The 20,795-nt window shown below is 54.2% G+C and carries 20 protein-coding genes; 16 read left to right on the top strand and 4 right to left on the bottom strand.

The window, feature by feature from the left end; translation table 11 throughout:
• Nucleotides 1-217 precede the first annotated feature (217 nt).
• From G491_RS0115630 to G491_RS0115615, 4 genes are read left to right on the top strand one after another with little or no spacing between them, the layout of a single operon-like run.
• A complete protein-coding gene (locus tag G491_RS0115630; RefSeq protein ID WP_015947476.1) occupies nucleotides 218-433 on the top strand; it encodes a 4Fe-4S dicluster domain-containing protein in 216 nt (71 codons plus the stop codon).
• Nucleotides 430-1,578, top strand: a complete 1,149-nt coding sequence (locus G491_RS0115625; protein ID WP_015947475.1) for a 2-oxoacid:acceptor oxidoreductase subunit alpha — start codon at nucleotides 430-432, stop codon at nucleotides 1,576-1,578. The genes G491_RS0115630 and G491_RS0115625 overlap by 4 nt, the downstream gene beginning before the upstream one ends.
• Before the next feature lie 3 nt (nucleotides 1,579-1,581).
• A complete protein-coding gene (locus G491_RS0115620; protein ID WP_015947474.1) occupies nucleotides 1,582-2,385 on the top strand; it encodes a 2-oxoacid:ferredoxin oxidoreductase subunit beta in 804 nt (267 codons plus the stop codon).
• Between the two features lies 1 nt (nucleotide 2,386).
• Nucleotides 2,387-2,941 carry a 2-oxoacid:acceptor oxidoreductase family protein gene (locus tag G491_RS0115615; protein ID WP_015947473.1) on the top strand — a complete coding sequence of 185 codons (555 nt, stop codon included), beginning with the start codon at nucleotides 2,387-2,389 and terminating at the stop codon, nucleotides 2,939-2,941.
• 84 nt (nucleotides 2,942-3,025) lie between these two features.
• Here the strand turns inward: G491_RS0115615 and G491_RS0115610 are convergent, their stop codons facing one another.
• Entirely contained in the window at nucleotides 3,026-3,625 is a 600-nt protein-coding gene (locus G491_RS0115610; protein WP_028315269.1) for a TetR/AcrR family transcriptional regulator, read from the bottom strand.
• Between the two features lie 121 nt (nucleotides 3,626-3,746).
• Here G491_RS0115610 and G491_RS0115605 point away from each other — a divergent pair, with 121 nt between their 5' ends.
• The 8 genes from G491_RS0115605 to G491_RS0115565 all read left to right on the top strand — a co-directional run bounded on the left by G491_RS0115605 (nucleotide 3,747) and on the right by G491_RS0115565 (nucleotide 11,127).
• A complete protein-coding gene (locus tag G491_RS0115605) occupies nucleotides 3,747-4,898 on the top strand; it encodes an MBL fold metallo-hydrolase (protein ID WP_248635413.1) in 1,152 nt (383 codons plus the stop codon).
• A gap of 37 nt (nucleotides 4,899-4,935) precedes the next feature.
• On the top strand, nucleotides 4,936-6,159 hold the full coding sequence (locus G491_RS0115600; RefSeq protein ID WP_028315267.1) for an ROK family protein: 1,224 nt from the start codon (nucleotides 4,936-4,938) through the stop codon (nucleotides 6,157-6,159).
• Nucleotides 6,160-6,364: 205 nt separating this feature from the next.
• Nucleotides 6,365-7,186 carry a hypothetical protein gene (locus G491_RS0115595; RefSeq protein ID WP_028315266.1) on the top strand — a complete coding sequence of 274 codons (822 nt, stop codon included), beginning with the start codon at nucleotides 6,365-6,367 and terminating at the stop codon, nucleotides 7,184-7,186.
• Nucleotides 7,187-7,202: 16 nt separating this feature from the next.
• Nucleotides 7,203-7,898 (top strand): alpha/beta hydrolase family protein, encoded by a 696-nt coding sequence (locus tag G491_RS31030; protein WP_051327294.1) that lies wholly within the window; start codon nucleotides 7,203-7,205, stop codon nucleotides 7,896-7,898.
• A 357-nt stretch (nucleotides 7,899-8,255) separates the two neighbouring features.
• Nucleotides 8,256-8,717: a YqaA family protein gene (locus G491_RS0115580; protein ID WP_028315265.1), complete on the top strand. Its 462-nt coding sequence runs from the start codon at nucleotides 8,256-8,258 to the stop codon at nucleotides 8,715-8,717.
• The gene (locus G491_RS0115575; RefSeq protein ID WP_028315264.1) at nucleotides 8,692-9,405 is read left to right on the top strand and encodes a Crp/Fnr family transcriptional regulator; all 714 of its coding nucleotides are present in this window, start codon (nucleotides 8,692-8,694) and stop codon (nucleotides 9,403-9,405) included. Before G491_RS0115580 ends, G491_RS0115575 begins: the two co-directional genes overlap by 26 nt.
• A 30-nt stretch (nucleotides 9,406-9,435) precedes the next feature.
• Nucleotides 9,436-10,179 carry a DUF3047 domain-containing protein gene (locus G491_RS0115570; RefSeq protein WP_248635411.1) on the top strand — a complete coding sequence of 248 codons (744 nt, stop codon included), beginning with the start codon at nucleotides 9,436-9,438 and terminating at the stop codon, nucleotides 10,177-10,179.
• A 27-nt stretch (nucleotides 10,180-10,206) separates the two neighbouring features.
• Nucleotides 10,207-11,127 (top strand): DMT family transporter, encoded by a 921-nt coding sequence (locus tag G491_RS0115565; protein ID WP_051327293.1) that lies wholly within the window; start codon nucleotides 10,207-10,209, stop codon nucleotides 11,125-11,127.
• A 191-nt stretch (nucleotides 11,128-11,318) separates the two neighbouring features.
• Here G491_RS0115565 and G491_RS34025 read toward each other — a convergent pair whose 3' ends face one another.
• Genes G491_RS34025 through G491_RS34020 form a run of 3 tightly spaced genes read right to left on the bottom strand, consistent with a single transcriptional unit; the run spans nucleotide 11,319 to nucleotide 17,528 of the window.
• Complete coding sequence (locus G491_RS34025; RefSeq protein WP_051327292.1) at nucleotides 11,319-13,865, bottom strand: protein kinase domain-containing protein; 2,547 nt, start codon at nucleotides 13,863-13,865, stop codon at nucleotides 11,319-11,321.
• 9 nt (nucleotides 13,866-13,874) lie between these two features.
• Nucleotides 13,875-15,518, bottom strand: a complete 1,644-nt coding sequence (locus G491_RS0115555; RefSeq protein WP_028315261.1) for a zinc ribbon domain-containing protein — start codon at nucleotides 15,516-15,518, stop codon at nucleotides 13,875-13,877.
• A 36-nt stretch (nucleotides 15,519-15,554) separates the two neighbouring features.
• Complete coding sequence (locus tag G491_RS34020) at nucleotides 15,555-17,528, bottom strand: serine/threonine-protein kinase (RefSeq protein WP_051327291.1); 1,974 nt, start codon at nucleotides 17,526-17,528, stop codon at nucleotides 15,555-15,557.
• Nucleotides 17,529-17,893: 365 nt separating this feature from the next.
• Here G491_RS34020 and G491_RS0115545 point away from each other — a divergent pair, with 365 nt between their 5' ends.
• The 4 genes from G491_RS0115545 to tnpA all read left to right on the top strand — a co-directional run.
• A complete protein-coding gene (locus G491_RS0115545) occupies nucleotides 17,894-18,388 on the top strand; it encodes a hypothetical protein (protein ID WP_015947461.1) in 495 nt (164 codons plus the stop codon).
• A gap of 126 nt (nucleotides 18,389-18,514) precedes the next feature.
• Nucleotides 18,515-19,186, top strand: coding sequence for an outer membrane beta-barrel protein (locus tag G491_RS0115540; RefSeq protein WP_028315259.1), 672 nt, complete (start codon nucleotides 18,515-18,517; stop codon nucleotides 19,184-19,186).
• A 277-nt stretch (nucleotides 19,187-19,463) separates the two neighbouring features.
• Complete coding sequence (locus G491_RS35520; RefSeq protein ID WP_157468334.1) at nucleotides 19,464-20,492, top strand: hypothetical protein; 1,029 nt, start codon at nucleotides 19,464-19,466, stop codon at nucleotides 20,490-20,492.
• A 67-nt stretch (nucleotides 20,493-20,559) separates the two neighbouring features.
• Nucleotides 20,560-20,795 (top strand): IS66 family insertion sequence element accessory protein TnpA (gene tnpA, locus G491_RS34960; RefSeq protein ID WP_428829360.1); only part of this gene is annotated, 236 nt, incomplete at its 3' end.

The raw sequence follows: 20,795 nt of genomic DNA, 5'->3' as shown, positions 1-20,795 counted from the left end.
TCCATTGCAACCTTTTTGATTAAAAGCACAAAGGCGGGGTCTTTTTATGACGCGCTGAAACGGTCGGACGAAAACAGGATTCCCGGGCCGCGGTCCCCCAAAAAGGAACAAAAAATGCACACTATCAAATTTGCCAGGACAAGGCGGGGCATGATATGGATTTACCTGAAAGAGATAATTATTAAGATTTACCAACCACCATTCATGGGAGCGGCAAATGGCTAAAGCCAAACTCAAGGAACACAGGATCAATAGAGACTGGTGCAAAGGCTGCGGCATCTGCGTAGAGCTTTGCCCCAAAAAGGTCCTGGAAATGGATGCAGAGGAAAAGTCCGTGGCCGTCAGGCCGGAGGACTGCATCGCCTGTAAACTGTGCGAGATGCGCTGCCCGGATCTTGCCATTGAAATCATCACGGAGCAGGATGAAAAATGAGCAGACAGGTAAAATTCGTACAAGGAAATGAAGCGTGCATGGAAGGCGCCCTATACGCCGGAGTGCAGTTTTACGCAGGGTATCCCATCACGCCGTCCAGTGAAATTACGGAAGGCATGGCCATGCGCCTGCCCGCGACCGGGGGCAAGTTCATTCAGATGGAGGACGAAATCTCCTCCATTTGCGCCATAGTGGGCGCCTCCCTCACGGGCCACAAGGTCATGACCGCCACCAGCGGGCCGGGCTTCTCCCTCATGCAGGAGGGGCTGGGATACGCCATCATGGCGGAGATCCCCTGCGTGATCGTCAATGTCATGCGCGGGGGGCCGTCCACGGGCCTGCCCACCCACGGCAGCCAGGGAGACGTCATGCAGGCCCGGTGGGGCGTGCACGGGGACCACTCCATCGTGGCCCTGACCGCATCCAGCCACCAGGACGTCTTTGAAATGACGGTGGAAGCCTTCAACATCGCCGAAACCTACCGGACCCCGGTGATTCTCCTGCTGGACGAAACCGTGGGCCATATGCGGGAGAAGCTGGAGATCCCCGAACCCGGGGAACTGCCCCTGGTGGAAAGGCTCAGGACCAGCGTGAGGGAGGGCGTGAACTACCACCCCTACCTGCCCCGGGAGGACGGGCGCCTGCCCATGTCGGATTTCGGTGATGTGCACCGGTACAATGTCACCGGCCTGTATCACGACATGTGGGGATTCCCCACCGCCGATCCCAAAATGGTCCATGACCTGATCCGGCATTTGATCGACAAAATAGAAAACCGGGTGAATGTTCTGGCCCGCTACAAGGAGTATTACCTGGACGACGCGGAAAGGGTCCTGGTGAGCTACGGCTGTTCGGCCAGGTCCGCCCTCCACGTGGTCAAGGACCGGAGGCTGCGGGGCGAAAGGCTGGGGCTTTTGGAGCTTCAAACCCTGTGGCCCTTCCCGGCGGACGTGGTGAAGCATTGCTGCGACGGGAAGAAATCCGTAATCGTGGTGGAGATGAACACCGGCCAGATCGTCCATGAAGTGAAAAAGGCCGTGGACAGGCCGGACAACGTGTTCCTGGCCAACCGGGTGGACGGCGAATACATCACGCCTCCGGACATTTTAAAAGTACTCCGTCTTATCCAGGGAAAGGGGGTATAAGCCATGGCCCTTAAAGATTATATTCGCGAGCGTTTTTTCCCTCATATGTGGTGCGCGGGCTGCGGCCACGGAACGGTGTTGAACAGCCTGCTTAGGGCCGTGGAACAGTTGGGCCTTTCCAAAAACGAAATCGTCATGGTTTCGGGCATTGGGTGTTCGGCCCGGATTTCCGGGTATGTGGACTTTCACAGCCTGCACACCCTGCATGGCCGGGCTTTGGCCTTTGCAACGGGCGTCAAGCTCTCCAAACCCGAGCTGAACGTGATCGTGCCCATGGGCGACGGCGACGCCCTGGCCATCGGCGGCAACCATTTTCTCCACGCCGCCCGCCGGAACATCGGCATGACCGCCATCGTCATGAACAATAAAATTTACGGCATGACGGGCGGCCAGTTTTCGCCCCTCACCGGAGTCGGGGGCATGGCCACCACCGCCCCGTACGCCAGCATAGACCGCAGCTTTGACGTGGTGGAGATCGCCAAAGCCGCCGGCGCCACCTATGTGGCCAGGTCCACGGCCTTCCACGCCCAGGAATGCACCAAGATGATTCACGACGCCATCCTGCACGACGGATTTTCCGTGGTGGAGATCATGACCCAATGCCCCACCTATTACGGCAGAAAGAACAAGCTGGGCGAAGCGCCGGAAATGATCAAGCGGTTCAAGGACATCACCACTCCCATCGGATCCAAGGCCAAGCAGGAAAATCCCGAACTCATCGAGCGCGGCGTTTTTGTGGAAAAAAACCTGCCTGAATATTGCGCCGAATACGACAAGATCATTGAACGGGCAAAGGGAGGGGCATAACATGCAACGACATAATCTTGTGTTTTCCGGTTCAGGAGGACAAGGCGTCATCACGGCCGCGGTGATCCTTGCGGAAGCAGCAGCCCTCTACGAAGGCATGTCTGCGGTGCAGTCCCAAAAATACGGAGCCGCGGCCCGGGGCGGATCCACCCGCGCGGACGTGATTATTTCCAAGACCGAAATCCTCTTCCCCAATGTGCTGCAGCCCAACCTGCTGGTGGCTCTGACCCAGCAGGCGTACTCCCTCAATTATCCCATTCTGAGGCCGGGGGGGATTCTTGTTTCTGATCCCAAATATGTGACCACGGAAAAAAAGGTGGACGCCCTTCCCATCCAGTTGCCCATGTACGAGGCCGTTATGGACGAAATCGGCAAGCCCATCGTCTACAACGTGTGCATGCTGGGCGCCGTGGCCCGGATTATCCGGATCGTCAAACCGGAATCCATCATGAAAGTGCTGGAAACCCGCATCCCCAAGGGCTTTTTGGAGATGAACCAAAAAGCCCTGGATCTCGGGTACAACATGGCGGAGCCGTTTGAAACCGCCATGGCTTGATCCGGAACCTGACCGCTTATTACGAAAAAACGCCCTTTGGAAGTCATTTCCAAAGGGCGTTTTCTGCGTGAAAACAGAAGGGGTCTATTCAACCCCGTAATGATCCAAAAACATGGCCACAGCCGAACGAATGACTTGCTCCGCCTCCTGGGAGGAAAGCAATGGCTGCCCGCCCACAAGCTGGGGCCAGACCGTAAACGTTTTGATCAAGCCCAAAAACTGATGGGCCGCCATTTCATGATCCGCCACACGCAAACGCCCATCCTCCGCAGCCTGCCGTATCCAGGTATGCACGCCCAATTCCTTGTCGTTCATTTCGTCAAAGGCCCGGCGGGCCAGTTCGGGCGTTAAAATATATTCCGCCAGGGTGACCCGGGCCAGATCCAGAAAATCCTGGGAGGAAAACAAGGCCAGCTCCTGATTGGCGATTTCAAAAAGCTGCTCATCCAATGGGCGCTCCGGGTCGTAAGCCTGGTCCGGGGCTTGGGCGCCCCGTTTGACCAGCTCCACCAAAATGGCCCGGAACAACTCCTTTTTGCTGGCGAAATGATTGTACACCGTCCGCTTGGAAACCTTGGCCGTGGACGCTATGCGGTCCATACTCGTTCCCTGAAAGCCCCCGGCCTTAAACTCCTCCACCGCCGCCTCCAGGATGTCCGCTCTTTTCTTTTCCGTCAGTTTCATATTATTTTCTCAAAAAAGTAAACTTAGGGGTTTACTTGCTCAAATTCCGTGTTATATTATCCTGAAACTACACCGAGTAGTTTAAATTTTCAACTATAAAGGATAGACCCGGAGAATGGGCATGAAAAGGAGAACCATGGGGGCGCTGTTTGTTTTGACGGTTTTATTGGGAACGGCGACGGCTTTTTACGCCTGCGCGCCCCAACTGGGGGCCAGGGGCGGCGGGGATGGGCTTGCCATGACAAGGGAATCGGATCATTTTAAGGACGGAAAGTTTTTCAATCCTATGGAAACCCCCATCCAGGAATCTTTTTGGGGTTCCGTGGTTTCGTTCTGGAAATTCGCCTTTACGGATAACAACCGGGTTCCTGAGCATCCTCTGCCCTTTGTGAAGGTGGATGCAGAGGCCATTGGCCAGGGCGCCCAGGAGGAGTTGCGCGTCACCTGGCTGGGGCATTCTACGGCTATTATAGAGATGGACGGTCAGGTGATCCTGACAGATCCGGTTTTTGGCAAGCGGGCGTCTCCCGTGGCGTTCGCCGGCCCCAGGCAGTTTAACGAAGAGCTTCCTTTGAGTATAGAGGACCTGCCCGCCGTCGACGCCGTGGTGATTTCCCACGATCATTACGATCATCTGGATTACGGGTCCGTCATGGCTCTGGAAGGCCGGACCGCCCGGTTTTTCGTTCCTTTGGGCGTGGCCGCTCATCTGGAACGGTGGGGAATTGACAAGGAACGCATTGTGGAGTTGGACTGGCGTCAGGGTTTCACTTTCGGACCAGTGACCTATACAGCCATGCCCGCCCGGCATTTTTCCGGCAGGGCCGGACTGGACGCGTATCGGACCTTGTGGTGCTCCTGGGTGATCCAGGGCGAGCGGCATAAGGTGTTTTTCGGCGGGGATTCGGGATATTTCGGCGGATTCAAGGAGATCGGCGAAAAATTCGGACCATTCGATCTGACCATGATAGAATGCGGAGCGTACAGCCCGTATTGGCCTTTGATACACATGGCGCCCGAACAGACCGTGCAGGCCCATCTGGACTTGCAGGGCGAAACCCTCATGCCCATCCATTGGGGCAAGTTTAACCTGAGCCTTCACTCCTGGGACGAGCCTGCAGAGCGGGTTTCCGCCGCAGCCGAAGCCAGCGGGGTGCGCCTTGCGGTTCCCTTGATGGGGCAGCGCTTCACTCCGGCGGAGGCGATTCCCCAGGCCGCCTGGTGGCGTCAGGTTCCCGACGGCATGGCCCAGATCGTAGCCAACGCCGGATGATTTTTCCCCTATAGCCCGTAAATTGAATTGAAGGAATATGGACTATTATTTAGGCGTGGACGTTGGCGGCACCAAACTGGATTTTTCCCTGGCCGACAAAACCGGAAAAATCGTCGCTCACGAACGCTTTGACAGTCCTTTTCTCCTCATATCCGAACAATCGGAAGACGGCCCTGCCCAGTACGCCTGCGACGCTTTTTTGAACGGCTTCCCCCGAAGCCAAAGAGTCAGGCTATATTTGGAACATCAGGAAGCCGCCTTTCTTCAGCATTTCGGATCGGTTATGAACGGGAGAAAGATCGCCGCCAAAGGCGTGAGCTTGTGCGGCAGGACGTGGGAGCGTAACGGGAAGATTTTTATCATGGGCGGCAACACGCCCTTATGCTTCGCCGAGGAATCGGGCGAAGGAAAAGGGGTTTTGATGTTGGATAAAAAAGCTCCCCCGCCTCCTGAGACGGCGCCGTACTTTGTTGAACATTATCCAGTCGAGGCCGCTAATGACGGAACGGCCGCGGCGACCGCCCAGGGCGTTTGGTATCAGGCCAAACGGAAGATTTCACCAAAAAAGACGGGCTATTTTATTCTGGGAACCGGTTTCGGATTCGGCGTTCCCGGCTCCTCCGCTCCCCTGGAAATCGGCCATGTTCCCATGGGCTTTGTTCCTGACCTGCTATGGCGGGAATGCGGATGCAGCGCCGGCCGCAAAACAGCCTGCGCCGAGAATTTCGCGTCAGGCAGGGGGATTCAAAGCTGCGCGCGGAAATTGCTTTCCATCAAAGACGACTCCAAGTTGGAAGAACTGAGCCGGTTTTTTAACCAATGCAACCTTGCAATCCTGGGCGGCGAAAAGCTGAATTTGGCCGAACTGGTAAGATCCTCTCCGCTAAGAGGCAAGGCCGTCAGCGCAGAGGTTGTTATGGAGATGGCCGGAGCCGGGACGGACGGCCTGTGTGTATTCGTAGCAAACCTGGCGGCTTATGCCGTCGCCCTTTGCGCAGTCAGCGCCGCCCAATTGTTGGGATTAGAGGTCATAGGCATCGGCGAGGGCGTAGCCATTAAAAATCCCTGGCATGTGGATAACATCGCCCAAATGGTCCAAGCCCTGGCCAAAGACAGCGTGATGCTGCCCCCCGGTTTCAAGGTGGAGCTGACCCCAGTAAAAAAGATATCCCAATACGCGGCTTTGTCTTTGGTTGCGCCCAGGCCTTTTTACTCCTCCTGGGCCGAGCATATGGAAGGCGACGCGCCTACCTCTTTTTAATCCCCATTTTTATCTTTCCTGCATTTTTTCACGCCATTGAGCCTCTACGGAATTGACAAGCAGGCCTTGAATGTGTCTGGATAATGGGAAGAAAATTAAACCGTTGCCATGGTTTAACATCAGCTAAAAGTGTAAACAGTAAATGCGTTAACAAGCCCGTCTTATCTTTTGGGATACAAACATTTCATCGTGGGAGGAGAAGTTCTTGAAACTTTCCGAAGATGACGTCGCCGTTTTTTATAAACTGATGTTTTCGCTTCAGCTTTATGTTTGCAGCAAGCTGGGCATTTTTGAAGTAGCCGACTTAAAAGAGTATGATGGATTGTCCATGGATCAAAAGGGGCAGGTTCGCGACGCCTTGTGGGATAACGCCGACTTGATTGACTCCTTTGTCGAGGAGAATCCTTTTGACTTCACCCAGGAAGAACTTGCCATTGTATTGGGCTGGAAAGGTTTTATTAAGGGCGATTTTTTCATCGAACGCCTCCTTAAAAAATACGCTGTATTTATTAAGGACAAGACTGTTTACGGCGTCCTTGGGCTGGTCCAGGATTTCGACGAATTCATCGAAAAATGGGACATCCCCCTCTATACAAGAGCGGTTTTATTGCCCTTTAAGGGTAAAATTGTATATGATGGCCTTATGCACTTCCACCACCTGCATTTTGGAGGCGGGATCAAGGAAGAATTAAAGTTCATCTACATGCGGGCGAAGCAAAACGATTGCATTATTGAGAGTTTTGACGAGCCCGCGGATCAAAAGGGGAAATCGCAAAAAAACATTCCCGTCAAGGATTGGACGCCCGAGTTGGAGGAACTGGCAGCTAAAGCCAAAAAGTTAAGGAGTTCTGCGGGACAGCCTGCCGCACTCAGCCCCGCTTTCAGCCTGGTGAAAGCCAGCATTGAATTCGCTCAACTGGCAGCGAGCGGCAATGATGACTATGAAGACATGTATAGGGCTTTGAAAAAGGCTATAAATGCGTTGAAAAAGTCGCAACAAGCTGTTGAATTGGGGGATTATTTCTAAAGACAGGAGGTAGGCGGTGTCAGTCATTGAAATCCAGGCAAAGATGCAAATCCCGGACTCCAAACCCGTATCTGTTGTGATCAACGCGCCGGAAGCCGGATTCAGGCCCGAAAAATGGGCCATGGTGCTTGCTCACGGCGCCGGGAACGACATGAATCACTCCATGCTGGCCAATCTGGCAGAGGGCCTTGCCGCGCAAGGGCATCTGGTCATGCGTTTTAACTTCCCATACCGCGAGGAAGGCAAAAAGCGCCCGGACGGCCAGAAAACCCTGGAAAAAGCCTGGATCGCCGCCTTCAAATACCTGAAAAACCATCCCCACTTCCGGCCTCAAAACATGATCGCCGCGGGCAAGTCCATGGGCGGCCGGGTGGCTTCCCAGCTTCAAGCCTCAGGCGCCATAGATCCCAAACGCATGATATTTTACGGCTTCCCCTTGCACGCGCCGGGAAAAAAGGATGAGCCCCGCAGCTCCCATTTTAAGGACATCAACGTTCCGACCCTGTTTTTCGCCGGAACCCGGGACTCCCTATGCGACCTGGACGCGCTGCAGAAAAATCTCGTCCAACTCCCTTTGGAACCGGCCCTGGAAATCGTGGAAGGCGGGGACCACTCTTTTAAACTGCCTAAAAACGCGGACCGGGACAGACAATCCGTCCAGGATGAATTATTGGAAAAGACCATCGCCTGGCTGGATCGCCCCATAGGCTGATTTCTCCCCCGATCGGGAAGGTATGCCTTCTCATAGCTTTTTAATCAATTTTCAGTAATGAGGTTCTAAATATATAGGAGATTGTGACAGGCATGCAGAAATTGGACGCCAAAAGCGACTCCCAAAAAGCTCCCTCCCCCTTGACGGGGGAGGGCTGGGGTGGGGGTGACATTACTTGGCATCCCAGAGCGTCCCCCCCATCCTGTCCTTCCCCCGCCAGGGGGGAAGGGACCATGATTCTCGGGCTCTGGTATATATAGAGTTTTTAGGAGCAGACGTAATTACTTGCTTTCAAACAATTACTTCCAATCTCGAAAGTTGAATTGTTAATTTATCAGCACACACAGGCTTGCGGCCATGAACGAATTACAACTCATCCAATTCGGGTACGCAGGCCTTTTTGTCGTCAGCTTTTTGGCCGCCACCTTGGTCCCTTTGGGTTCCGAAGCCGCCGTTGTCGCCATGGCCGCCTCGGGCTTCGACCCCGCCATGGTGTTTATCATCGCGACCACGGGCAATTCCCTGGGCGCCCTGGTCAACTATTATGCAGGCAGGTGGGGCCGGAATTTTATCCTGAAAAAATATGCCGACAACGAGTCCCAACCCCTGGAGCGTGCGGAGAAAGCCTTTGCCCGTTGGGGAGCTCCGGCCTTATTTTTTGCATGGGCGCCTATTGTGGGCGACCCCCTTACCGTGGTAGCAGGAATACTGCGCGTGAATATTTTGGCCTTTACGTTCTGGGTGGTGCTGGGAAAAGGCGCCCGATACTTTCTCATTTTAGCGGGAGTGAATTTTGGGCTTGGACAAATCGCTGGATAAGGTGTTTGAAATCATTTCCCATATTCCGTTCTTCGCCGGGCTGGACGAGGATCAGCTTAAGCTCGTCCGCAATATGGCTGCGGAGGTCTCCTTTAAAAAAGGACAGTTCATCTTTTACGACGGTGATCAGGCCGAAGGCTTTTATGCGGCCCTGGACGGCCAGGTGAAGATTTACAAGATTTCGCCCGAAGGCAAGGAGCAGATTTTCCACGTATTCGGCCCGGGCGAACCCTTCGGCGAGGTTCCGGTTTTTTCCGGCGACTCCTATCCGGCCAACGCCCAGGCTTTGATCAAGACCAGGTGCCTGTATTTTTCCCGCAAGGGCATTGTGGAATTGATCAACCAAAGCCCGGCCATCGCCATGAATATGCTGGCGGTGTTGGCCCGGAGGCTCCGGGAGTTTACAGTCCAGGTGGAGAACTTGTCCTTAAAGGAAGTGGACGGCAGGGTGGCCGGATACATCCTGCATATGGCGACCGAGCAGAATAGCCCGGACCTGGTTGTGCTGCACATTTCCAAGGCGCATTTGGCGAGCCTGTTGGGGACCATCCCTGAAACCCTGTCCCGGTCTTTGGGCAGGCTCAAGGATCGGGGCCTGATCCAGGTGGATAAGCGGGAGATTCAAATCATTGATCGCCAGGGGCTGGAGGATTGCTCCACTGGCGGCAATGGAGATATGGACGATTGATATTTTAGCCGGGAAGGCGAAGCCATGTTGATGAAAAAAAATATTGTTCGGATGAGTTTGGTTGCCGGCCTTTTTATCGCCGGACTGGCCGCGGCGCTGGCGGCAAGCCTGCCGGCCCTGGAGTTGGGCCTTTTTTCCAGGGCCTCGGCCGGCGGGGATTTTCCCCAGGGTTGGGAGCCCTTGCTCTTTCCCAAAATTGAGGCGCATACCCAATACACTCTGGTGGAGGACGAAGGCGCAGTGGTGGTTCAGGCGGAAAGCAAAGGATCTTCGTCAGGCATGATTTGCAAAAAGGAAGTCGATCCGGCCCAGTATCCGATTATGGAGTGGCGGTGGAAGGTCACGAGCGTTTATGAAAAAGGGGACGTCACCCAAAAAAGCGGGGACGACTATCCGGCCCGGATGTACGTGAGCTTTAAATACGACCCCTCCAAAGTGGGATTCTGGGAGCGCGCCAAGTACAAAACCGCCAAGGTGCTATACGGAGAATATCCGCCCCACGGGGCCATCAATTACATTTGGGCCAGCAACGCGCCCAAGGGAACGGTCGCGCCCAATCCGTTCTCCGACAGGGTGAAGATGATCGCTGTGGAAAGCGGGAAGGAAAACCTGGGCCAATGGGTTTTGGAGCGGCGGAATATCCTGGAAGACTACCGGAACGCCTTCGGCGAGGAGCCGCCCATGATCGCCGGAATCGCCATCATGACCGATTCGGACAACACGGGCGATCAAACCGTTTCGTATTACGGCGACATTGTTTTGAAATCGGAATAATCCATCGGCAAAGTGCAGGAGGCCTTCGTGAACAGCGGCGCCCCAAAAAAATCCCCGGAACTGGCCGCCATGGCAAAGGTCTTTGCAGGCGGCGTTATGATCAGCTTTTCGCCTGTGCTGTTTAAGCTGTCGGGAGCGTCCCCCTCCGCCGGATCTTTCGGCCGGACCTTTTTCGGCGGAATGTTCCTTCTGGTCTGGGCGATTTTCAGGAAGGAGTCTCCCTTCAAGGCCCTAAAGACCAAGGGATTCCTTCCCATCATGGCCATGTGCGGAATTCTGTTCACCCTGGACCTGGAATTCTGGCACGTCAGCATTAACTATGTGGGGCCGGGCCTGGCTACCATCATCACCAATTTTCAGGCTGTGATCCTGGCCGTTTTAGGCGTGCTTTTTTTCAAGGAAAAGGCCACGCCCATCCTGGCGGCTTCCATTGTCATGGCGTTTATGGGCTTGTGGCTTTTGGTGGGGGTGGACGTTTCGGCCTTGCCCCAAAGCACGATTATCGGCGTGGCCTGGGGCCTGGGCGCGGCCTTTTGGTATTCCATGTATCTTTTGGCGGTGCGAAACAGCCAGGGACGGACCGGCAAGCTCCCGGCGATCACAAACATGGCCTGGCTTTCTTTATCCACGGCGCTTGTCGTGGGGGCGACTTCTTTGCTTAGGGGATCGGAATTTTCCACAGGCGGGACAACCGGATTTTGGATTTTGGTGCTTTACGGCATCGGCCCCCAGGCCATCGGCTGGCTTTTGATATCAACCGGCCTGCCGGGAATCCCGGCCTCCACGGCCGGCCTGGTCATCCTGATTCAACCCACCCTGGCCTTTATCTGGGATATTTTGTTCTTCGACCTTCCGGCCGGACCCGCGCGTATTGCGGGCGCCGTCCTGGCCCTGGCCGCCATATATATTGGCTCGGTTGGAAGGAAACCGGCAAAAGTAAAGGAATAGAGATTAAGGCAAATCCATAATGACGCTATGTTCCGGCTTGCGTGCGATCCTAAAAATCGGATCGCCCTGCCGGGATGACGATTTTTTTCGGAGAATGAAAATTGAAAGGACGCTTTTATCCCGGTTAAAAGGATGCGGAGGGGCTTCCAAACCCTTTTGGCGGCTAAAGCCGATGCTTTAAAAGCATCTTTTTAATCAGGCTGAAGGATTTCAAACCGGCATTTTGCTTTGCCGAAGGAGAGATCCTTTTTTGGCGGCAGGATCATGTCCTTGCCGTTGGATGCAAAGCCCTCCAAAGGCCTAAACAGCCATTTGTCCACCAGGGGATTGTAATAAATGGCGCCTAAAAAGTTGGGGGCGCCCGCCACCTGGATGGGGTTGGCGCTCCCCGGCCCCAGGGGGACCGGCCCGTGAGCCAGGATGTAGCGTTCGTTGGTTTTGTTGTTCTGGCGTTTGAGCCTGACGGCGATGACGTCCTTGCCGTTAGTGAAAATGTCAGCCCGCAGTTCCAGGACTCCGCCCACCACCACCAGTTCTCCGGTGGAAAGCATCACGTCTTCCTTGGACGGCAGGCGCTCCTTGTCCAGAAAGGTTCCGTTGGAGCTTGTGTCCCGGATGAAAACCCGATTTTTTCGGACGAAAATCCGGCAATGGTTTCGGCTGACCTTGACGTTTTCCCCCTCGTGGGCTTCTTCGGGGAATAAAAAGGCCGGAACGTGATTGATGTCCCGCTTGCGGCCCAGTAAAAGGGAGGCGCCGGGCACGATGGTGTATACCGTGCCGTCCGGGCATTTGAATTCGGCCATGGGCGCGGCGTCCGGGCTGACCGCATGAATGGCGGAAGCCACGGCCTCATCCAAAGTGCATGCCTGGGAGGAAACGCAGGCCGGGGGAAATTTCCGGCCGGCGCTTTCCTGCTTTTCCAGGTCAGGATGAAGCTCTATGGGAATCCATTGGGGCGCGGAGGGATCCTCCTCCTTGGACTTTTTGCCTGTGAGGCCGGGGATGGCGTCCTCCAGGTCCACAATCAGCGGGCCCTTGGCGGAGATGTTTACGTTGACGTTGGGCGCGGCTTCGTCTTTAGCCGAGACTTCCACGGGAATGGTCCCCAGTAAAAAGAAAGGCTCTCCGTCCTTGCCGCGTCCTTCCACGGAAAGATGCAGGGAATCGTTTCCCGCGCAACGGGGCAGGAATCCGGGCACGTTCAGGGCGTAAGGCCGTCCCGGCTCCAGGGGGAAGGGCAGCTTTTCCTCCAGAACGCGGGCGATGAGGGTTCCCCGGACGGCGACCTTCAACCCCTCAACAGGCGCCGGTCCGGTGTTGGCCACGGCCATTTCCAGAAAATCCATGGTTCTTTCCGCGATCTTTTTGCCTGCATTAAAATAGATAACCACCGGAAGACTGCCGGTTGATTGCCCGGGTGAGGCGCCCGCAGCCGGGTAGTTTTGTCCCGGCCTGTCCGGGACTCCCGCCTGCATATTGGCGCCGCAGTAATTGCAGACCTTGTAGTGGGCCTTGACCGGCTTTCCGCAGGAGGAGCAGGAAACCATGGTCGCCTGGGCCGGGGCGATAGGCGCCGCGCCCTTGATGGGCGCGTCGCACCACGGGCAGTAGTCCAGGTCCGGGTCTGCGGGCTTTCCGCAGGAAGGACAGGGCGCTGTGGGAGCGGGCTTTCTGACTTTTTTAAGCGTCAGGACTTTTTCGGAAGGTTCTTCCTTTATTTTGGGCGGCGGAGCCTCTTCCACGGGAACCAGTTGATCGTCCTGGGCCTGGACCGCGGCCACCTCACGCAAAAGGGCTTGTTCCTTGGGCAGTTCCTCGTCAAACAAGGCGGTGATGTAACTGGCCAGGACGCGTTGGGACGGCCGGACGGACAACTCCACCATGACGTCCTCCAGGCCGGCCTGCATGGCGCCGCAGGTCTGGTAGCGCTCCTCCCGATCCTTGGCCAAAGCCCGCTTAAGCACAATGGCCAGGCCTTTGGGGATGTTTGCCAGGTTTTCCGCAGGCTCGAACTCGGCTTTTTGGGCTTTCGCCAAAACCTGCATGGTTTCGCCCTCGTACATCATTTTACCGGTGACCATTTCATACAGGATGCTGCCCACGGCGAAAATGTCGGACCGGTGGTCGATCTCCTGGCCCAGGGCCTGCTCGGGCGACATGTATGCCACCTTGCCTTTGATCACCCCGTGCTGGGTGGTGGAGTTTTTGCTGGCGGCTTTGGCCACGCCGAAATCCACCACCTTTACGTGGCCGTCGTAGGTGATGAAGATATTGGGAGGGCTGATGTCCCGATGCACGATGGAAAGGTCATTGCCCGCAAAATCCTTCAAGCTGTGCGCGTAATCCAGGCCTGAACAAACCAGGGCCATGACGTGGAGAATGTTGCCCATGCCCAGAGAGATGCGTTTGGCCTTGGCCTGCTCCAGGACGAAGCGGAGATTTTTGCCGAACAAAAACTCCATGGATATGAAGTAATCGTCCTGCATCCTGCCGAAATCGTATGTCCGAATGATATTTTCGTGCTGCAGGTGCGCGGCCAGGCGGGCCTCGTAAATAAAGGATTCCACGAGTTCCTTTTCCTGCACCAGGTGAGGCAGGATTTTTTTGACCACGATGAGTTTTTCAAAACCCGCGTCCCCGAGCATTTTGGCGCGAAAGAGCTCCGCCATGCCGCCGACGGCAATGGGGTCCAGCAAGAGATATTTCCCGAACCTAACCGGGGAAAAAGCGGCCATACAGTTCTCCTATTCGTCCAACTTATATCCGCAAACGCCGCAGAACGCCGAGCCGTCCGGGACGGCCTCTCCGCATTTCGGGCATACGGTCACCACGTAAGAAGCCTCCGGCGCGGCGGACCGGGAATCGCCCGGGTCCGGCAACGCACGTTGGCCTTTTGAGTCGTCGTTTTGGCCGCCGGTATTCACCAGCATGGGGCCCTGGCCTGTAATGGAAATGGATGGCTGGCCCGGCAGGGATTTAATCTCCTGGTCGGGAAGCCTTCTGTTTTGTGCTTCGCCAAAGGCCCGGCCAACGGATTCGCCCTGATCCAGGGCTTTGCGGATGCTTTGTTGGCGCAGGGCCTCCTGGATGGCGCCGTCGGTCAGCACGCCTTGCTGGGCGCCCATTTCCAACAGCCGCTCCACGTGCTCCCGCTCTTTTTTGGCTTCGTCCTGGCGCATTTCCAGTTCCTTGCGCTTGTGCTCCGCCTTCAATTCCTTATTTTTGCGGTATTCCTCGGCCAGAACCCGCATTTTGTCCATTTCAAGCTCAGCCTCGGCGGCCATCCGCTCTTTTTCGATTTCCCATTTTTTCTTAACGCCGAAAGCCGCCAATTCCTTTAGCTTTTTTTGGGCTTCCAGCTTGGTGGCCAGGCGGATGCGTTCGATCCGATCGGCCATTTGTGCGGCGGAGAGCTTTTTCTCCTGGTCGGCCAAAAAGGTGGCCTGGAGGATTTTTTGCTTTTCCTTGTCCGTCTCGCCTTTGACCTGTACGGCCTGGGCGGCCAGCTTTTCGCGCAAAACAAGCCGGTCGAACTCCCTGTTCAGTTCCTCCAGGTCGTGCTCATGCCGGTCCGCCGCTGCGGACTCCAAAGCCTTTTTTTCCTTGGCGATAATGGCCTTGCGTTCTTCGCCGGTCAGGGCCGGGTTGATTGCCAGGCGTTTGAGGCTTATGCCTCTTTCCAAAAACCATGCTTCCAGGTTTTTGCGGGCCTTTTTATTGATTCCCGCCAAAATATCCAGGTTTTGACGCAGCTCGGCGCCTGTATAAAGGGCCAGGGTGGGGACGAAGAGCTTGGCTTCCAGCTGCTGCCTCGCCAGGTTTTCGATATAATAGCGCTGCAGGGCGTTTTTCGCGCCGAACAGGGGGAACAGATCCCTGCCTTTTTCCGGCAAAAGAGCAAAGGTCAGACGCACGTCAAAGGCCACGCTTTCCCGGTCCCGGGTCAGGATGGCCTGGCGCTTCTGCAGCTCCGAGTCCAAATCCTTGGAGTAGCGGTCCACCAGGGTGGTGACGTCTTCTTCCTTTTCATTGCCCCGCCCGTAGGCGTCCAGCAATTTGCCGTAGAACTCCGGATCGTTGGCGAAAACGATTTCCTTGTCCACGCCGATCCGAAAATCCAGGGTGACATCCGTGACGTCCATCATGATGACCGTCAACTGGCCTCCTGCAAAGAACAGGCTTTTCAGCCGGTCCAGCACGCCGGAGACCATTTTTTCCCCTTCGGCGACGACCTTCACAACTTTGCCGTCCTTCATCCAAAGGGCGGCTTCACCCGGGTGAACGGTCATTTGCCGTCCGAAAATCCAATGGCTCGCCAAATCCTCGCGGCTCAGCAAGCTGGCCACGGTGGCGTCATCCAAGCGCCAAGCTCCCGGATTATAATGCATATTAAACTCCTGATTCCCGATTTTACATCACAAGCCTTATTCATCCACAGCCGGACGCGGCGTTTGGATGGGTGTTATTTCAAAAGGCTCTTCCTTCATTTCGCCTGTGCCGTTCACAATGAACATTTTTTTACCCGCAGCATGAACCACTATAATTTTTGGATGTTCCGGGTCGGGGTCGTCGACGGACACGCTGACGGCCGGGGGCCATTGCACCCCGGTGGATAGAATGGATTCCAGGGTGACAGGCTGATTCGGCAGGGTGTCGACAACGGCCTTCAAGGCCTTGTCCACCTCGACTGCCGTGTTTTTCGCCTGGGCGTCAAACATGGAGTTGCCGTCCTCGTTGCCGGAAAGGGTGATGATGATCGTCAGAAACAGGCTCACTACGCAGATTGCTATGAACGACATCACCTTTTTGTTGACCTTGCGGGAGCCGGTCAATCCCATGGAAACATGGACGGCTGATTTGGGAACCTTGGGCGCCGCGGGTTTGTAAAACCTCGTGACTTGAGTCATCAGGTCCAGGGCTTCCCGGTTGAATTCATCCAGGTCAAGAACGCCCTGCAACTGGTTGTATGCCTGCTCGTATTTTTTGGCGGAGAAAAAAGTTCTGCCCCGGGCCAGGCGTTGCTGGACAAGGCCCGGTTTCATGCTTTCGCATTTTTTCTTGGCTTCTTCCAGGGTGGGGTCGATTTCTATAATCTGGCAGAAGCACTTGTAAGCGCTTTCCTTGTCTCCCCGTTTATAAGCCTCTTTGGCGAAGTTCGCCATTTCCTTGATCTTACGATTGTTTTCCACAATCCGGATAAGGTTGGCCCGGGCTTCCTGATGCTTCGGGTCTTTGGCGAGGATGGCTTTCCAGGCTTTGGCGGCCGCCTGGGGCTGGCCGTCGGCCGAGGCTTTGCGAGCCTTGAGGGCCAGGAAGGCCATGGGGATGTTTTCGCCGCATTTTCCGCAATATTCCACGTTAACATGGTTTTCGGCCCGGCATTTGGGGCACTTGCGGAATAAGGAGGCCAGCCCGCCGCCGCATTTTTGGCAAAAACGCAGGGTTTCGGGATTGAAGTGGCCGCAGGCAGGGCAGGCCTGCCCGATTTTTTTGGGGGCCTCGGCGAATTCTCCGGTGGAAAAGGCTTTGGCCAGTTCCGCGGCGTTTTGAAAGCGTTTGTCCGGATGCTCTTCCAGGCACTTGCAGATAATGCCGCGCACTTCTTCGGGAATCCGGCTCGGCCTGATGGTCCGGGGCGCTTCGCCCGTGGCGATCATATAAAGGGTGGCGCCCAGGCTGTAAATATCGCTGCGGGCGTCCACGTTGCTCCCGTTGGCCATTTGTTCGGGCGCGGCGTAATACATGGTGCCCATCATGGCGCCGGCCACGGTCATATCTCCGGCGGTGCTCATTTCCTGAGCAAGGCCGAAATCGCCCAGCTTGGGCGTGTCCCGTTCGGAAAGCAAAACATTGCCGGGTTTTATGTCCCGGTGAAAAATGCCTCGTGAGTGGGCGTGGTCCACCGCGTCGGCCAGTTGGCGGCCGATCTTTGCAATCTCTTTGGGCGGCAAGGGGCCTTGATTCTTAACCTTGTCTTTCAGGCTGCCGTTAGGCAAAAACTCCATGGCGATCCACAAGGCCTGCCCCTGCTCCAAAACGTCGTAGATCCCCACGATGTTGAAATGGCTCAAAGCGGCAATGGCTTTGGCCTCACGCCAAAAGCGCTCCACGGCCTTGCTGGAGGCCGTGCTTTCCGGCTTCAAGGATTTCAAAGCGATGATTCTGCCCAGCTTCTTGTCCCTGGCCTTGTAGACCACTCCCATACCGCCCCGGCCCAGCTCGTCCAGAATTTCAAAGCGTTCACTGGGAGACTGGCCGGCCATTGTGTCCGGGGAAGGTTCCACAACCATGGTCGGGGCGTCGTCCAGGGCGCCGGTGTGCTCCTGCTGACCGGTCTGGCCCTGCTGCATGCCGTCCACCATGGTCAATTGATCATCCAATTTGTCCTGGGCGCACATAAGATCTCTCCTGCAGAAAAATGAAAGGCCAGTTTAGTAAAAATGCCTTGCGGGATCAAGAACAAAAGATTTTTCGGGGAGATAGCCGCCGCAGACGGCCTTGCCAATTGTACATGCACTGTGGTATCCTGCCCAAAATTGATTTGGGAACATCAGATGGTGGTCTAAACTCCCCTGAGAGACCGCCCAAAGAGGCGGGCAGGGGAGACTGTTCTTTTTATCGGGTTGACGTCCTATTTAAGATGTCAATATCATGATGTTTTTCATACGGCTGCCCCTATGAGGCGCGCCTCCGGCGGCCTTTTTTGAAAAACATGGACGCAGGGGCTTTGGACGGCCACTGGTCCGGCTGCGGGAGTTAGGGTTTGGGAAAGAAAGTCACTTCAAGGGAGCGCAAGCTCCGTAACAGCTTGAAATCCGATCCATATGGCGGGATGAAGATCGATTTGGCCAAAACCGTCATCACCGGTCCGGACCCGTCCTTGTCCAAGCTGGAAAACGCATTCATGGAGGAATTCGGGGAGCCGCCGCCGCCCCAGATAGTCCGGGCTTTTGTCAAGTACCTGCCGCCGGACAAAAAGCCATTGCCGCCTTTGCAGCCGCTGCATACAAACATCAACCTTATCAAAGAACAGGCCCGGGTTTTCCTGGAAGAGCAAAGCAATAAGCAACTGGAGGAATCCGGAGGCCGGTTCCTGACCCTGGGCTTTGAAAAAGACACCCTGGAATTGCTGCCCAAATTGCAGTCCATTTACGGGCTGAATTCCAACGAAGAACTGATAGCAATGGCCTTGAAAATCCTGGAGCAGCAAGCCAGGGGAATCGCCCCGGAGATTTTTTCCACAGACGACGCGTCCTAAAAGCGCACGCCCAACCCGCCTTGCGTCCGAATGCCGTTGAAAATTATGTTGTTATATGCTACACGCTACCAAACTTGAACCGCTTAATCAGACCTTGCCTGGAGGGGCTGTCAACGAGGGGGAATCATGAAAAAATGGATTTTGCTTTTTGTCCTGGCCTTGGGCCTGTTGGCGCCCGCCGGGGCGTGGGCCGGCGATCTGCGCGACGAAGAATGGCCTGATGAAATAAGGACGGGCGACTTTTATTATCTGGGGCTTGGGGGTCAATACGCCTTTGACAATTTCAACATCGACGACCCCTACGACCTGGATTACAACACGGACAACACCTTTGGCGCCTATCTTCAGGCCGGGTACAGATACAATAAATACCTGGCCGCGGAGTTCAACTTCCATTGGCTGCCGGACTTTAAGGTCGCCGGAGACACGCCTTCCTGGAAAACCTCCCAATACCTGGAGCTGGAAAGCTCCGTAAATATGTACATGCTCGTGGCCAAACTCTCCCCCGGTCTGGACAGCGAGGTCTGGAAGCCCTATTTCATCGCCGGCGGCGGATGGGCTTACGGCAACCATAACCTGTTTGCGTCGCAAGTCGCGCAAAACACGAGCAAAGAGCAGGAAGGGGACTGGTTTACGTCCAGCAATTCCGGGGGCGCGGCCCAGGCCGGCCTGGGGGTTATCCTGTTTCCCGGCAACCAGTTTTCCGTACAAATGGAGTCCTGCTATTTTTGGGGATTCGGAGACGTTGACATGGTCCGGTACGGAAACATCAGCATCGGCCTCAGCTTCCCGCTGTAAGGTCGCTTTCGGAGCTTATAAAATAACGATTTTAACCACGGAAAACACGGAAAAGCACGGAAACAATAATTTCCGTGACATCCGCGCTTTCCGTGGTTTTTTTGTTTTTGGATTTCGTTGCGCGGGCGGGCTTGGGAGATATGAAGCCATATAATTTTTATGGTTGTCCATAGTTAGTGCGTTATTATAGGATGCCCCCAAATACGTATGACGGATGTCCCCAAAAAACACGTATCTAAAACATTAAGCCTAAACTATTTTCATTGAAAGTTAATATATGGCCGAACTTTTTAATTTTAACAATATTGATACAGCTGAACGAAAATCAATGGAGAAAAACATTATTGATTTCAAAAGGTTGCATAGTCGGCTATCTGGCAAGTCACGTAAAGACTCAAAACCTTCGCATTGCCTATATTGTAAACAGCAACACAATAGATTCTGTAATTCTCACTCCATACCAGCTTCGTTCCTCAGGAATATTGCAGTAGATGGAAAAGTATATACGACAAATAGAATAATCGATTTACCTATATTTGACACAGAAAGGGGCGTAAACAATTCAGGAACATTTCAGTTAATTTGCCGAAAATGCGATAGTGTCATATTTTCGGACTATGAAAACTACTTAAATTATAATGAACGCCCTACTGATAGAATGATTGCTCAAATTGCCTTAAAAAACCATATGAGGTTTATTGGTAAAAGACGATTTGAAATAGCACTTTATAAAAACATGAAAGAAGAAGTTGCCAAAAAGCGCGGTAGAAATCATCACGTAGATGCTTTCCTTGACGATATGCTAAGGGTGGCTAATCTGGATTTACTTGAATATATTAAAGATTTTAAGAATTGTAAGAAAATTATAGAGAAAGGGTGGGCAAATGAACACTATTTATTTTACTACGAGAAAATAGACTATACCGTTCCCATTGCCTTCCAGGGAGAAGTTTGTCTGAATTTTGATTTTCAGGGAAACACCATTAATGACGTCTACAACAAATCAAAAAAATACAAGTTACAAACACTTCACATTTCAATTTTCCCCATGGAATCCCAGAGTATCATTATGTTGTTTATAAAAAAGGACAATAAAAGATTAAGACAATTTTATAAACAATTTAATTCCCTATGCCATGCAGATAAGCTTTCAGCAATTAATTTTATTATTTTTAGCCTTTCAGAAGATATTTTCATGAGCAAAACTATTCATGATGAATTTATGGTGAATGAAAGACTAAAGAATGTGGCAGGTCTCACTTCCATACAGTTTTCTGAAATAGACAATATAAAAGTAACCGTCTAAACAACCGCATCTTCACGGGGTGGTTGGGATGTGGCATAAGAATTTCCATCTTTTGAAAGGAGATTCCATGTCACAAGAAGCAATTTATCCGACGAAGAGCCGAGAAGATCGTTTTTTCGCACCAAGCCAAGACCTGTCCGATCCCAAAGCCAAACGTCGGTTCTGGGAGCATCACCTCGCCCGATGCCGCCAGAGCGGCCTTACGCAAAAAGCCTATTGCCAAAAACACGGTCTCAAGCTCCATCAGTTTTATTACTGGAAGAAGCGGCTGATGCAGGATCATGGCAAAGTCTCGTTTTTGCC

The sequence above is a fragment of the Desulfatibacillum aliphaticivorans DSM 15576 genome, from assembly GCF_000429905.1.
Classification (GTDB): domain Bacteria; phylum Desulfobacterota; class Desulfobacteria; order Desulfobacterales; family Desulfatibacillaceae; genus Desulfatibacillum; species Desulfatibacillum aliphaticivorans.
Note: the sequence above shows the minus strand (reverse complement) of the source record. Positions and strands in the feature narration are given on the sequence as shown.